Source organism: Methylobacterium sp. P1-11, assembly GCF_008329595.1.
Taxonomy (GTDB): domain Bacteria; phylum Pseudomonadota; class Alphaproteobacteria; order Rhizobiales; family Beijerinckiaceae; genus Methylobacterium.
The window spans coordinates 18,747-32,034 of record NZ_NPKS01000030.1 but is presented as its reverse complement, the minus strand read 5'-3'; the positions used below and the strand labels follow the sequence as shown (position 1 = coordinate 32,034).

10 protein-coding genes are annotated in these 13,288 nt (G+C 72.2%); 6 read left to right on the top strand and 4 right to left on the bottom strand.

Annotated elements, in window-relative coordinates; all coding sequences use genetic code 11:
- Positions 1 to 99 precede the first annotated feature (99 nt).
- Complete coding sequence (locus CIW48_RS24990; protein WP_149313168.1) at positions 100 to 1,002, top strand: LysR family transcriptional regulator; 903 nt, start codon at positions 100 to 102, stop codon at positions 1,000 to 1,002.
- 142 nt (positions 1,003 to 1,144) lie between these two features.
- Here CIW48_RS24990 and CIW48_RS24985 read toward each other — a convergent pair whose 3' ends face one another.
- Entirely contained in the window at positions 1,145 to 1,906 is a 762-nt protein-coding gene (locus CIW48_RS24985; protein ID WP_149313167.1) for a CDP-diacylglycerol diphosphatase, read from the bottom strand.
- Between the two features lie 146 nt (positions 1,907 to 2,052).
- Between CIW48_RS24985 and CIW48_RS24980 the strand changes: the two genes are divergently transcribed.
- Positions 2,053 to 3,120: a DUF2891 domain-containing protein gene (locus tag CIW48_RS24980; protein WP_149313166.1), complete on the top strand. Its 1,068-nt coding sequence runs from the start codon at positions 2,053 to 2,055 to the stop codon at positions 3,118 to 3,120.
- 143 nt (positions 3,121 to 3,263) lie between these two features.
- On the opposite strand, the gene CIW48_RS24975 is transcribed toward CIW48_RS24980, so the two are convergent.
- A complete protein-coding gene (locus tag CIW48_RS24975; RefSeq protein WP_149313165.1) occupies positions 3,264 to 3,569 on the bottom strand; it encodes a hypothetical protein in 306 nt (101 codons plus the stop codon).
- A gap of 100 nt (positions 3,570 to 3,669) precedes the next feature.
- A complete protein-coding gene (locus CIW48_RS24970; RefSeq protein ID WP_149313164.1) occupies positions 3,670 to 6,501 on the bottom strand; it encodes a PAS domain-containing protein in 2,832 nt (943 codons plus the stop codon).
- 340 nt (positions 6,502 to 6,841) lie between these two features.
- On the opposite strand from CIW48_RS24970, the gene CIW48_RS24965 reads away from it, so the two are divergent.
- Together CIW48_RS24965 and CIW48_RS24960 are read left to right on the top strand one after the other, a co-directional pair.
- The gene (locus CIW48_RS24965; RefSeq protein WP_173009391.1) at positions 6,842 to 10,135 is read left to right on the top strand and encodes a DEAD/DEAH box helicase; all 3,294 of its coding nucleotides are present in this window, start codon (positions 6,842 to 6,844) and stop codon (positions 10,133 to 10,135) included.
- A 66-nt stretch (positions 10,136 to 10,201) separates the two neighbouring features.
- Positions 10,202 to 10,636 (top strand): heme-binding protein, encoded by a 435-nt coding sequence (locus CIW48_RS24960; RefSeq protein ID WP_149313163.1) that lies wholly within the window; start codon positions 10,202 to 10,204, stop codon positions 10,634 to 10,636.
- 31 nt (positions 10,637 to 10,667) lie between these two features.
- On the opposite strand, the gene CIW48_RS24955 is transcribed toward CIW48_RS24960, so the two are convergent.
- Positions 10,668 to 11,225 (bottom strand): PAS domain-containing protein, encoded by a 558-nt coding sequence (locus tag CIW48_RS24955; protein ID WP_149313162.1) that lies wholly within the window; start codon positions 11,223 to 11,225, stop codon positions 10,668 to 10,670.
- A 420-nt stretch (positions 11,226 to 11,645) separates the two neighbouring features.
- On the opposite strand from CIW48_RS24955, the gene CIW48_RS24950 reads away from it, so the two are divergent.
- Together CIW48_RS24950 and CIW48_RS24945 are read left to right on the top strand one after the other, a co-directional pair.
- Complete coding sequence (locus CIW48_RS24950; protein WP_149313161.1) at positions 11,646 to 12,920, top strand: Zn-dependent hydrolase; 1,275 nt, start codon at positions 11,646 to 11,648, stop codon at positions 12,918 to 12,920.
- Between the two features lie 47 nt (positions 12,921 to 12,967).
- Positions 12,968 to 13,267: a hypothetical protein gene (locus CIW48_RS24945; protein WP_149313160.1), complete on the top strand. Its 300-nt coding sequence runs from the start codon at positions 12,968 to 12,970 to the stop codon at positions 13,265 to 13,267.
- Positions 13,268 to 13,288: the final 21 nt, after the last annotated feature.

The window sequence follows — 13,288 nt, the reverse complement described above, 5'->3', positions numbered from 1 at the left end:
GATGTTGTGCATCTGGGATCGCAACAAGTAGAATTTAGCGAGTGCTGCCTTGCCGATTCGGCAATGTGCAGGGCACCATAAAGTGACGAGCGCAGGATAATGCAGACGACGGGCTTGCGCTACTTTCTGGTGGTGGCCCGGACCGGGTCGATCGCGGCAGCCTCGTCCCAGCTCAACGTGGCGGCTTCGGCGATCAGCCGACAGATCGCCAACCTCGAAGCCGAACTCGACTGCGTTCTGTTCGAGCGGCGTCCCCGGGGCATGGTGCCGAGCCCGGCCGGGGAACTCCTCGCGCAGCACGCCCATCAGGTGCTGATCCGCTCCGAGCAGGTGGTCACGGAGATCCGGGAGCTGGAAGGGCTCGCCCGGGGCCTGATCCGGGTGGCGAGTTCCGAGGGATTCTCCCTCGATATCGTGCCGAACGCCATCGCGGCCTTCCACGCGGCCCATCCCGGCATCCGCTTCGAGGTGACGGTGCTGCCGCCCGCTCAGGTGACCCAGACGGTGGCGGTCGGAGAGGTCGATCTCGGGATCACCTTCGCGCTGACCCCCTCGCCGCAGGTGGAAGTGCTCTATGACGGGCAGGTCGACATGCTGGCGCTCGCCGCCCCCGACCACCCCCTCGCGCCGGCGCCGGCCCTGCGCCTGGTCGATCTCCTCGACTACCCCGTCGCCCTGCCGACCCGCGACACGACGCTCCGGCAGGTCTTCGACGCCGCCTGCGCGCATGAGGGCATCACGGTCGAGCCGGTGCTGACCGCCAACAAGCTCTCGGCGCTGCTGCCCTTCGTGCGGCGCTCGCGCGGGCTCGCGCTGATGTCGGCGCTGTCGGTCCGGACGCCTCTGCGCCTCAACGAGCTGGTCAGCTTGCCGATCCAGTCCCGGGCGAGCCTCGCCCGCGGCATTCAGGTCCAGGCCATGCGCGACCGGCGGCTCCCGAAGGCGGTGCGGGCGTTCCTGCGCCAGCTCCTCGATGCATTGCCGCCGCCGGTGACGTCCTGACCATGTCCGGGGCGAGGTCCGCTGCGCCGATCGTGCGAACGGACGGGAGCCGGTGGATTCCTCATGGCCGGGGCGCGCTTCGAAGGCCGGGAATGCCTCGGCGGTCGCCGCGGCTCCCGGCAGCGCGCGCCCGGCTGGCTGCTCAGGCGCCGCCCCGGGCCGCCGCGACGGAGCAGCTGTGGTCCATCACGTCCTCGGCGCTGGCGCTGGGCGCCCGGTAGGCCAGCAGGATGTAGCCCGGCTCGGGATCGCCCGGGGGCGTCGCGAGCGCCGCGAAGCTCGTCCGGTGTAGGTCCGGCCGGGCGCCCGGCAGGGTGTGCAGGACCGCGAACGGATTGAACTGCGCGGCCTCGGCCTCCGGCACCCGCAGCGCGTAGAAGCGGTCGCCGGCCAGCGGTACCGGGAAGCGTGCCCAGGTCCGACCCACGTGGCGACCATGCGCTCGGACGGCCTTGAGCACGCTCGGCTTCAGGCAGTCGAGATGGATGTGGAGCTGGTCCTGGCTGCGGCCCCGGGCCGAGTTGACCGCCAGCCCGACCTCCGCCGGCGTGAGCTTCCCCTTCAGCACGTCTGACACGAATGGCCGCGCCGCCAGAGCCGCCCGCCAATAGGCGACCCCCCGCGGTCCCCGCAGGACCGGCGCCTCCAGGCCGGCCACGGTGTCGGTGGGCATGACGACGCTGTGGGTCGGCTCGCCGGGCGCGCGCAGGACCGCCGAGCCCGGACGGTCCCCGTCCCCGAGATCGACCGAGAGACACGGGAAGGTCCGGTTGGCGAGCCGCTTGGCGAGCACGCAGGTCTTCAGGGCGGCCCACAGGACGTCGCGGCTGGGATCCGGCGCGGCGGAAGCCGGGCTCGCGACCGTGACCGCGGCGAGGAGGGCGGCGAGCAGCGCGCGTCGCATGGGGGCTCCCGAGAAGGCCGGCGCTGCGCGTCCGGCATGGCCGTTCCGCGATAGCCGATCCGGGGCCGCGCCGGCAAAGGATCCGCGGGCGCTGACGCCGCACCGGAAACCCGCTATGCCGGCTGCCCCAGAGCCGGAGCCTCGCGATGTCCGCCACGCCGACCCGTGCGCTCACCCCGGACATCGCCGCCCGCTTCGCCGCACTCGCCCTGGGCCATGTCGGCCGCGAATATCCGAACAAGCCGGGGCACGTCCTGGCCGGGCCGGAGGATGCCCGCACCCCCGCGGCCCTGCACCCGGCCTTCCACGGCAGCTACGACTGGCATTCCTGCGTCCACGGCACCTGGCTGCTGGCGCGCGTGCTGCGGCTGTTTCCGGACGGCCCCCAGGCCCCGGCGATCCGCGCCCGGTTCGACGCGCAGCTGACCTCCGCGACGGTGGCAGGCGAATGCGCCTACTTCGCCGCCCCCACCGCCCGGGGCTTCGAGCGGCCCTATGGCTGGGGCTGGCTCCTGAAGCTCGCCGACGAACTCTCCGCGCTCCCCGAGCGCCGTTGGTCCGAGGCCCTGGCGCCGCTGGCCGGAACCATCGTCCGGCGATTCGCGGAGTTCCTGCCGGTGGCTCCCTATCCGGTGCGGGTCGGGACCCATTTCAACACCGCCTTCGCGCTGCGCCTGGCGGCCGACTATGCGGAGGGCGCTCGGGAGGCCGAACTGACCGCCCTGCTGCACGTCACGGCCGAGCGCTGGTACGGCGCGGATGCGGATTGCCCAGCCTGGGGCGAGCCCGGCGGCGACGACTTCCTGTCCTCGGCTTTGATCGAGGCCGAATGCATGCGCCGACTGCTGCCGCCTGCGCTTTTCGCACCCTGGTTCGACCGGTTCCTGCCCGATCTCGCGGCGTCCCGCCCCGCGACCCTGTTCCGCCCGGCCGTCGTGACCGACCGCTCGGATGGGAAGATCGCGCATCTCGACGGGCTGAACCTCAGTCGCGCCTGGTGTTTCCGCGCGCTGGCCGCAGCCCTCGGTCCGGACGATCTCCGCCGGCCGCCACTCTGCGCGGCCGCGGAGGATCACCTTGCGGCGGCGCTCCCGCACGTCACGGGCGACTATATGGGCGAGCACTGGCTCGCCACCTTCGCGCTTCTGGCCCTCGAGGCCGGGTCAGAGGAGGATAGCGGCGGCGGCAGGGAAGATTCCCTGAGAGATTCGTAAGAACTTTCCGTTGCAGGTCGTGTCGATAGCCGCGGGCTGAAAACAAAAAAAGGACCGCCCTCAAGAGAACGGCCCGGAAGTCTAGGGAGGAAACGCCCACGAGGGGCTGCAAGACAGCGACGTCATCGCTGTGTTGCCGTCCGTCAACCCGACAGGGGCGGCCTTGTTCCTGAATCCGGAGTGCCGCGCCCCAAGGCCAATCCGCCCGCGACCGGGGTGACGCTGACGGGGCGGCGCAGCTCGCCGGGGCCGAACTCGGCGCGGTAGGTCCGCTCCAGGGTCATGAGCCCGCGCAGGGGCGCTTCAGCGAGGTCGAGAAGCCGCGCGTCGCGCCAGCGCAGCCTGCGGCCGAGGCGGCGGCGGAACCAGCGCCCGCGCTCCTCCTCGACGAGCAGGATCAGCTTGCCGGTCCAGGTCCGGCGGAACCAGAAACGTCCGGTCAGCGCCATGGCGGTCGATGCCCCGAGTGCCGATGGGGATAGACTACATCCGGATTCGGACGGCGGGAACATGTCCGTCTATGGTGCGGGTGAATTCGCGCAAAGACTGTTAAGCGGGAGGAAAATCGGTCTTTCCCGGTCGCGGCATCGGCGCGGCCGGCTGGCCGCCCCGCTTCGCTGTCTCGTAGAGGACCTGGGCGAGCTGCTCGGCCGAGTAGGGCTTGCGCACCAGGGCGAAGCCGTGGGCGTCGTCCTTGGCCAGGACGTGGCTGTAGCCAGAGGTCAGCACCACGGGCAGATCGGGACGGTTGGTCTGAAGCTGCCGGGCGAGGGCGAAGCCGCCCATCCCCGGCATGACCACGTCGGAGAAGACCACGTCGAACCGGTCCGGCGCCTGGTCGAGTTCGGTCAGCGCCTCCTCGGCGGATTTCGCCCAGACCGGTGCATGGCCCAGATCCTCCAGGATCTGGGTGCAGAACCGTCCGACCCCGAGATTGTCCTCCACGACGAGGATGCACAGGCCCCGCCGCGGTTCTGCCGCCCGGCGGGGACCGCGATCCGCCTCGGCCGCCTCGGCGAGCGCCTCGACCTGCGGCAGGTAGAGCGAGAAGGTCGTGCCGTGGCCCAGCGCGCTCGCCACGTCGATGTCGCCGCCCGATTGCTTGGCGAAGCCGATGACCTGGCTGAGGCCGAGGCCGGTGCCCTTGCCGATCTCCTTGGTGGTGAAGAACGGCTCGAAGATCCGCCCCAGATCCGCGTCCGGGATGCCGGCGCCGGTATCGGAGACCCGCACGGCGACGAACGGCCCCGGGGCGCCGGCATGCCCGCGGATCGGCGGCATCGGGCGGTCGCCCTCCAGACGCAGAATCAGGCTGCCTTCCCCGTCCATGGCGTCCCGGGCATTGACCGCCATGTTGATCAGCGCTGTCTCGAACTGGCTCTCGTCGGCGCGCACGTAGCGGGGCGTCTCCGGCAGGTCGATGACCACGCGGATGCGCGCGCCGGTGACCGAGTCGAGCATGTCGGCGATGCTGCGCAGGCGCGCGCCGATGTCGAAGATCTGGGGCTTCAACGCCTGGCGCCGGGCGAAGGCGAGGAGCTGGCCGGTAAGCTTGGCTGCCCGGTCGACGGTGTCGGAGACGGCGTCGAGGTAGCGGCGCCGGCGCTCCTCGGCGAGGTCCGGCCGGCGCAGGAACTCCATGGAGGACCGGATGATGGTCAGGAGATTGTTGAAGTCGTGCGCCACTCCACCGGTGAGCTGGCCGATGGCCTCGAGCTTCTGCGACTGGCGCAGGGCCTCCTCGGCCTCGCGCTGCTCGGTGATGTCGCGCCCGAAGCCGTAGAACAACCCGTCCTCCGGCACGACCGTCCAGAGCACCCGGCGCCGGTCGCCGGCGCGGGTCAGGCAGGAGAGTTCGATATCCTCGACCCGGCTGCCCGCGCAAAGCGGGCGCAGCGCCGCCAGCGCCGCCTCACGCTCGGGCGTTGCGAGGAAGTCCAGGGCCGGCCGCCCGATCGTCTCGGTCTCCGACCAGCCGAGCGCCCGGCTCCACGAGGGGTTCACCGACTGGACCTGCCCGTCCCGGTCCGAGACGAGCTTCAGCACCGGAGACAGCGTCCAGACCCGGTCGCGGTCGCGGGTCTGGGCGGCGACCTGCGCCTCCAGGTGCTCCGCCCGGGACTGGAGCAGAACCTCGATCCGCTTCCGCTCGGAGACGTCGTGGGCGAAGACGTAGAACCCGTCGATGCGGCCGTCCGGACCGCGGCGCGGGAGGTAGCGGGTGTCGGCGATCCGGGCCTGCCCGTTCGGGAAGGTCCAGGCCCATTCCTCGCGGACCTCCTGACCGGCGAGCGCCCGCTCGATGCCGGAGCGTCGGGCCTCGAACGGGCCGGGGCCGAGGAGGTCCCGGACGGTCCGCCCGACGACGGCGTCCGGCGTCTGGCCCGTCCAGGCCTCGTAGGCGGCGTTCGCGAACCGGTAGGTCAGATCGCGGTCGATGAAGGCGATCAGGACCGGCATCGCGTCCGCGACCAGCCGGAGTTCCGCCTCCCGGGCCCGGAGCACGCTCTCGCTCCGGCGGCGCTCGGTGATGTCGTTGTACAGGATCGCGACGCGGTTCCGGCCCGGCCCGTCGACGCGGTAGGCGTGCACGTCGTACCAGCGGCCGAGGGGCTCGGCGGATTGCTCGACCCGGACCGGCTCGCCGGTCAGGGCAACGCGGCCGTAGAGGTCGAGCCAGCGCTGCTCGTGGTCGGGGGCGAGCTCCCGCATCCAGCGGCCCACCACGTCGGTCAGGCCGGTCTGCCGCTCAAAGGCGGGATTGGCCTCCAGGAAGCGGTAATCGACCGCCTGGCCGCCTTCGAACTTCAGCTCGACCAGGCAGAAGCCGGCATCGATGAAGGTGAACAGCGAGCGGTAGCGTTCCTCGTTCCGGCGCAGGGCCGCCTCGGCGTTCCGCGATTCCAGCTGCGTCATCACCGTCCGGGCAAGCGCCTTCAGGATGAAGATCTGCTGATCGGTCAGCGTGCGCGGGACGCGGTCGAGGACGCAGAGCGTTCCGATGGCCCAGCCGTCCGGCGTCACCAGGGGCACGCCGGCGTAGAAGCGCAGATGCGGCGCGCCGGTCACGAGCGGGTTGGCGGCGGTCTCCGGCTCCGCGGCCAGATCGGGCAGCACGAGGACGCCGTCCTCGCGCATGGCCTCGGTGCAGAAGCCGAAATCGAGGGGCATCGAGCGCGGCGTGTGGCCGAAGGCGGCCTTGATCCACTGACGGTCGGCATCGATGAAATTGATGTGAGCCATCGGCGTGCCGCAGGCCTGGGCGGCCATCTCGGCGATCTCGTCGAACTCGCGCTCGGGCGGCGTGTCGAGGATGGCGTAGGCGCGCAAAGCGGCGAGCCGCTGGGCATGCTGGGGCTCGAAACCCGACAGGCGGGGCATTGTCTCGTTCCGCGACACGAGACCGTCATAGCCTACGCTCCCGCTTCCCCCTAGTGAAACTCTGCATCACCGTTCCGGCGGCGCGACCACGCGAAGCATTCCGCGATGGTCCAATACTCGACACTCACATCTGCCCGTCGGTGCCGGAAGAATTTCACAGTCGCCGTCCAAGTCTTGCCTGTGCAGCGGTTCCGGCCGTCCGCAGGAATGGGTTCGAGAGCCGCGGTCGCGGACCGCGGCTGAGGCGTCGCGATCACGGTTGTGGATCGGATCGCCGCGGCCGGGAGCCCGCGGGGCGGTGCGGCGTTGCCGGCTCAAGAGGGATGGGTTCGGATCAGGCATGGCCAAGCGCAGGACGAAGGCGGGCGCCCAGCAGGGACTGGAGGACGCGCCGCTGATGCCCACCGGCGCCCTGGCGGTTGCGCTCCTGGCCTTCGCCCGGGGGCGCGCGCCGGTGGTGCACGTCGCCCGGGATGCCCGCCGCCTCGAGGACCTCGCCGCGACCCTGCGGGCGCTGGACCCCGACGCGCAGGTCGCGGTCTATCCCGAATGGGACTGCTTGCCCTTCGACCACGCCTCGCCGTCGCGGGCCACGATGGGCGCCCGGGCCGCCGTGCTGCGCTGGCTGACCGACCGGGACGCCCTGCCGGATTTCGTGCTGACGACCGCCCCCGCCCTGGTCCAGCGGGTCCCCCCGCCGGAGACCTGGGCCACCGCCCGCGTGACCCTGCGGGTCGGCGACCCCCTCGACGTCGCCGCCGTGACCGCCGACCTCAAGCGCCTCGGCTACATCCTCGACGAGCGGGTCGACGAGCCCGGCGAGACCGCGGTCCGCGGGCGTACCGTGGAGGTGTTTCCCGCCGCCGCGTCGCGCCCCTGCCGGATCGAGCATGCCGAGGGCCGCGTCACCGCGATCCGCTCCTACGACCCGATCTCGCAGCGTTCGGTGGCGGAGGCGGACGCGCTCGTCATCGACCCGGCCACCGAGATCATCCTGGAGCCCGGCTCCGGCCAGAGCTTCGAACCGTTCACCGGCCAGGAGCATCGGCTCGACCGCTACTACCCGCGCCTCGTCACCCTCCTCGACTACGTGCCCGAGGCGCGCCTCGCGGTCGAGGACGGCACGCAGGCCCGGATCGACGCCTTCTTCGAGCAGATGGACGAGGCACGGGGCCGGCTGAAGGGCCGCGACGCCCAGGGACAGGCCGGCGCCGGCCTCTATCTGACGCCGGAGGCGTGGCGGGACATCGTGGCGGCGCACGGCCGGCTCAGCGCCACCGAGGCAGCCGGGGAACCCCGCGCCATGCCGACCTTCTCGGGGGAGCGCCGGCCGGGAACGGCCTTCGCCAAGGTCGTGCGCGAGCGGTTGAAGGCCGGGGACGTCGTCGTGCTGGCCGGCTCGGTCCGACCGCTCCGGCGCCTCGTGCGCCAGGCGGGCAAGATCGCCGAGCGCCCGATCCGTCTGATCGACGCCTGGACCGACGTGGCGGAAGCGGCACCCGGCGATGTCGTCGCCCTGGAGGCGCCGCTGGCGGCCGGCTTCCGGGTGCCAGAGCAGGGCGCGACCGTGATCGCCGCCGCCGATCTGTTCGGCCCGGAAGCCGCGGTCACGGGCGGCGTCCGCGCGATGCTGCCGATGGGGGAGGTCGACCTGCGCCCCGGCGATGTCGCCGTCGACCGCGATCATGGCCTGTGCGTGTTCGAGGGGCTGGAGCCGATGGCGACGCAGGGCGAGGCGCTCTCCGAAGGCCTGCGCCTGCGCTTTGCCGGCGACGCGATCCTGATGGTGCCGGTGACCCAAGCCGACCGGATCTGGCGCTACGGGTCGGAACCCGATGCCGTCACCCTCGACAAGCTGGACGGCGGCACCTGGCCCCGGCGCCGCCTGGAGGCCGAGGCCACCATGGCGCGGACCGCCCGCCTGATGCTGGCGGCCGCCCGCGCCCGGGGGGAGACCGAGGCGCCGGTCCTGGCACCGCCGGCGCGGGAGATGGAGCGCTTCGCCGCGGGCTTCGGCTTCGCGCCGACGCCCGATCAGGCGGCGGCGGTCGACGCGCTGATGGCCGACCTCGCTTCCGGGCGGCCGATGGACCGGCTTGTCTGCGGCGATGTCGGCTTCGGCAAGACCGAGGTGGCCCTGCGGGCGCTGGCGGCCGCGATCTTCTCCGGCAGGCAGGCGGCGCTGATCGCCCCGACCACGGTGCTGGCGCGCCAGCATGCCGAGGCCCTGCGGCGCCGCTTCGGCCGGTTCGGCATCGAGGTCGCGCAGCTCTCGCGCCTCGTAGCGCCCGCCGAGGCCAAGCGCGTCAAGGCGGGGCTCGCCGACGGCTCGATCCGCCTCGTGGTCGGCACGCATGCGCTCGCCGGAAGCGGCGTGTCCTTCGCGGATCTCGGCCTGACGGTCATCGACGAGGAGCAGCGCTTCGGCGCGAAGATGAAGGCCGACCTGCGCCGCCTCGCGGAAGGCGGCCACGTCCTGACGCTCACCGCGACCCCGATCCCCCGTACCCTCCAGGCGGCGCTTGTCGGCCTCCAGAGCCTCAGCGTGCTCGCCACGCCCCCGGCGCTCCGCCAGCCGGTCCGCACCGTGGTGGCGCCCTTCGACGCCGAGGCGGTCCGCGAGGCACTGATCCGCGAGCATCGCCGGGGCGGCCAGAGCTTCGTGGTCTGCCCGCGGATCGAGGACATCGCCCCCATGGCCGAGCGCCTCCGCGCCCTCGTGCCGGGCCTCGACATCCTGGTGGCGCATGGGGATCTCAAGCCCTCCGCCATGGACGAGGTCATGGTCCGCTTCGCGGAGGGCGACGGCGACGTTCTCCTCGCCACCGCGATCGTGGAGAGCGGGCTCGACGTGCCCCGGGCCAACACCATGCTGGTCTGGGAGGCGGCCCGCTTCGGGCTGGCCCAGCTCCACCAGCTGCGCGGGCGTGTCGGCCGCGGCCAGCGGCGCGGCACCGTCCATCTGCTCAGCGACCCCGCCGCTCCCCCGCCGGCGGGTGCGCTCCAGCGCCTGCGGGCCCTGGAGGCCCTGGATCGCCTCGGCGCCGGCTTCGCGGTCAGCGCCCGGGACCTCGACCTGCGCGGCGCCGGCGACCTCGTGGGCGAGGATCAGGCGGGGCACGCCAAGCTCGTCGGGCTCGGCCTCTACCAGCACCTGCTGCAGCTGGCGCTCACCGCCGCCAAGGGCGAGCGCGCCGAGGATTGGAGCCCGGAGATCGAACTCGGCCTGCCGAGCCGGATTCCCGAGGATTACGTCCCCGAGTCCGAGATCCGCCTCAGCCTCTACACGCGCCTCCTGCGCCTGCAGGATTCGGAGGCAATCGAGGCGCTTGCCGGCGAGGTCGAGGACCGGTTCGGCGCTGCTCCCGCCCCGGTGCTCGCCCTGTTCGACCTCGCGCGATTGCGTGCATCCTGCTGCGCGCTGGGTGTTGCCCGGCTTCGGGGCGGGCCGCAGGGCGTCGCGGCCGACCTGCGGCCCGACCGGCCGCTGCCCGCCATGGCCGCCGAGGCGGAAATCCTCCTGCGTGAGGGCCGGGTGGTGTGGAAGCGTTCCTGCCCGGATTCCGCCACCTGCGCGGCGCTGGCGGCCGATCTCTTGGAGCGCATCCGTGCCGCCCGGGAGCGTGCCGACTGACCTTGACGCCGGGCGCTTCAAACCGTCACAGGCTGTCTCGCAGACAACGCGAACGGGAGTGTCCCCATGCACGTAACGATCGAGCAGGCCGAGAAAGCAATCGCGGCTGCGCGCGCGAAGGCCGTGGAGCTCGGCACCCAGATGTGCATCGCGGTGGTCGATTCCGGCGGGAACCTCAAGGCGTTCCACCGCATGGACGATGCCTGGGTGGGGTCGATCGACATCGCCCAGAAGAAGGCCAAGACGTCGGTCTTCTTCGGCATGATGACCGGCCAGATCGGCCAGCTGTCCCAGCCCGGCGGCCCGCTCTACGGGATCGAGCACTCGAATGACGGGCTGATCACCTTCCCGGGCGGGATCCCGATCGTCGACGCCGACGGCGTGATGTCGGGGGCGATCGGCGTCAGCGGCTCGACGGTGGAGAACGATCACGCCGTCGCGGAAGCCGGCGCCAAGGCCATCGGCCAGACCGAGCTGCCGGCCCATCCCTGGCGGACCTGAGGCGGCGAGCCTGAGCCGCCGGCCGGGTGTCTCAAGGATCGCGCCGCGCCAGCGCGCGGCCGATCCCGAGGAGCAGCATCCCCGAGACCGACCGCAGATAGGGGTCGCCGTGGCGCTCCAGCGCCGCATGGATCTGGAGGCCGTGGTCGGCCGCTTCATTCAGGTCCGTCGCCCCGTGCGCCGCGCCGTTTCCCTCCGCGGCCTGCAGCGCGTCCCGGTGCAGATCCGTCACGTCGATATAGGCACCGCGCCCGCGCAGGGTGCCGTCCGCATCAGGCGTCAGGCTGCCGCGGTTGAGGATCCAGCGGGTCTCGCCCGTCCCGGTCACGATGCGGAATTCAAGCGAGACCGGGCCACCGGTCTGACGGACATGGCGGATCCGGCCGAATACCCAGTCCCGGTCCGCCGGATGGATCCGGCCGAGCGCGGCGTCCAGCGGCAGCGGAGTCCCGGCGAGCCCCGGATCGCCTGCCATCAGGGACGCCGCGCCCGCGTCCAGCACGGACCGGCCGGCCCGAACATCCGTATCCCAGGTTCCGACGAATCCGGCGGCCTGCAGGGCAGAGGCTGCCGTGGAAGCCAGCACCATGGAATCCCCTCCGACCTGGCTACAATCGATCAGTGTACGATGGCGGACAGATAGACCCCGAGCCCATGCAATCCGCAAGCCCGAAGTCCAGTATCGGCCACGCCAACGGCTTTTGGCATGAGGTCGTGGGCGCTGGCCATCAGGCTGCATTATTGCGGATGATCGAGACACTGGCTCTGGGCAATCCGATCCTGGGCAATCCACGACCGTCCCGTCACGGCACAAAGATCGGGTTCACATCGCTCCGGCATGGACAGTTCGACCACGCATGATCGGTAGACGCCGCGATCCGACGGGGATCCGCGATCCGGCCCCTGTGCGCTGGACGCCCGGCAGCCGGAATCGGCGCCGGCTCACCCTGGTGCGGGTTGCCGCTGCGCCGTAACCTCGACCCTCCGGTAGGCATTCGGCAGAGGCGCCATGGACCGCATCAACCTCCCGCTCTCGCAGGATCGGCTCTGGGACAGCCTGATGGACCTCGCCCGGATCGGTTCGCTGCCCAACGGCGGCAACGACCGGCAAGCCCTGACCGACCGCGACGCCGAGGGGCGCGCCCTGTTCCGGCGCTGGGGCGAGGCGGCGGGGCTGACGCTCACCGTGGACCGGGTCGGCAACATGATCTTCCATCGCCCCGGGCGCGATCCGGGCCGCAGGCCCGTGGCCGTCGGCAGCCATCTCGACACCCAGCCAACCGGCGGCAAGTTCGACGGCCCTCTCGGCGTCCTCGCCGGGCTGGAGATCATGCGCGCCCTGCACGAGGCCGGAATCGAGACCGAGGCGCCGCTCCTGCTGATCAACTGGTGCAACGAGGAGGGGGCGCGCTTCGCGCCGCCGATGAGCGGCAGCGGCGTCGCCATGGGCATCGTCCCGGAGGCCGACATCCTGGCGACCCGGGACCTCGCGGGCCACGCCTTCGGCGACGAATTGCGGCGCATCGGCTGGGAGGGGGCGGCGGATCCGGCCGGCCTGCGGGAGATCGGCGCCTATTTCGAGCTCCACATCGAGCAGGGCAAGCGCCTGGAGGATGCCGGCCTCGCCATCGGGGTGGTCGACCGGGCGCTCGCCCAGATCTGGTACGAGATCACGGTGCTCGGCGAGGAGGCCCATGCCGGCAGCCCCATGGCCGGCCGGCGCGACGCGATGATGGCCGCGGCGGCGCTGATCGCGTCGCTGGAAGGCATCGCCGGGGCGGCGGTCGGCGCGGACGGAGAGCGCGGCCGCGCCACCGTCGGCGTGCTGCAGGCGGAGCCGGCGAGCCGCAACATCACGCCCGGCCGGGTCTGGTTCAGCCTCGACACCCGCCACGGCGATACCGCGCAGCTGGAGGCGATGGGTGCGCAGATCCGCGCCCGGGCCGGCGCCCTGGCGGCGGAGCGCGGCGTCACGATCCAGGTCGCGGAGTTCTGGCGGGCGCCGCCGACCCCGTTCGATCCGGTTCTGGTGGATCGCGTCCAGGCGGCGGCCGAGGCGCGGGGCCATGCCTGGACGCGCATGCCGACCGCAATCTACCACGACGCCGTCTACTGCGCCCGCGCGGTGCCGGCGGCCCTTGTGTTCTGCCCCTGCCACGGCGGGATCAGCCACAACGAGGCCGAGAGCATCACGCCGGCCTGGGCCGGGGCCGGCCTGGAGGTGCTGGCCGACGCGGTGCTCGCGACGGCAGGCCTCTCGGGTCGCCGGCACAAGCAGGCCTGAGCACCGCCCGCGCCGGCATCCGCGTACGAACGGAGACTGGGTTCCGCATGTCCGACGACAACGTCATCCGCCCTGCCTTCGGCGTCCCCCGCAGCCCCGCGCCGGAACCGGAGCCCAATCTGGACCAAGCGCCCCTGCGCGTTTTCGGCACGGGGGCCGGCCATCGGGTTGGCCTGATCCGGGACCCGTCGGCGGTCGAGGGCGACATCCTCCGGATCGTGGTCGGTCCGGAGGACGAGCGGGGGGTCGAGACCGTGGCGCTGCTCCCCGCCGACGCGGAGGCCGAGGCCGAGCGGATCGGCTTCGCCATCCTGCGGGCGCTGGAGGTGGTCGAGGGCGCGGTCTGAACCGAAGGGCGGGCGGCGCGC

Excerpts from the sequence above, each read along its gene's own strand:
- CIW48_RS24970 (WP_149313164.1), bottom strand. The coding sequence starts at position 6,501 with ATGCCCCGCCTGTCGGGTTTCGAGCCCCAGCATGCCCAGCGGCTCGCC.
- CIW48_RS24945 (WP_149313160.1), top strand. The coding sequence starts at position 12,968 with ATGTCCGACGACAACGTCATCCGCCCTGCCTTCGGCGTCCCCCGCAGC.
- CIW48_RS24990 (WP_149313168.1), top strand. The coding sequence starts at position 100 with ATGCAGACGACGGGCTTGCGCTACTTTCTGGTGGTGGCCCGGACCGGG.
- CIW48_RS24975 (WP_149313165.1), bottom strand. The coding sequence starts at position 3,569 with ATGGCGCTGACCGGACGTTTCTGGTTCCGCCGGACCTGGACCGGCAAG.
- CIW48_RS24955 (WP_149313162.1), bottom strand. The coding sequence starts at position 11,225 with ATGGTGCTGGCTTCCACGGCAGCCTCTGCCCTGCAGGCCGCCGGATTC.
- CIW48_RS24950 (WP_149313161.1), top strand. The coding sequence starts at position 11,646 with ATGGACCGCATCAACCTCCCGCTCTCGCAGGATCGGCTCTGGGACAGC.
- CIW48_RS24965 (WP_173009391.1), top strand. The coding sequence starts at position 6,842 with ATGGCCAAGCGCAGGACGAAGGCGGGCGCCCAGCAGGGACTGGAGGAC.
- CIW48_RS24960 (WP_149313163.1), top strand. The coding sequence starts at position 10,202 with ATGCACGTAACGATCGAGCAGGCCGAGAAAGCAATCGCGGCTGCGCGC.
- CIW48_RS24980 (WP_149313166.1), top strand. The coding sequence starts at position 2,053 with ATGTCCGCCACGCCGACCCGTGCGCTCACCCCGGACATCGCCGCCCGC.
- CIW48_RS24985 (WP_149313167.1), bottom strand. The coding sequence starts at position 1,906 with ATGCGACGCGCGCTGCTCGCCGCCCTCCTCGCCGCGGTCACGGTCGCG.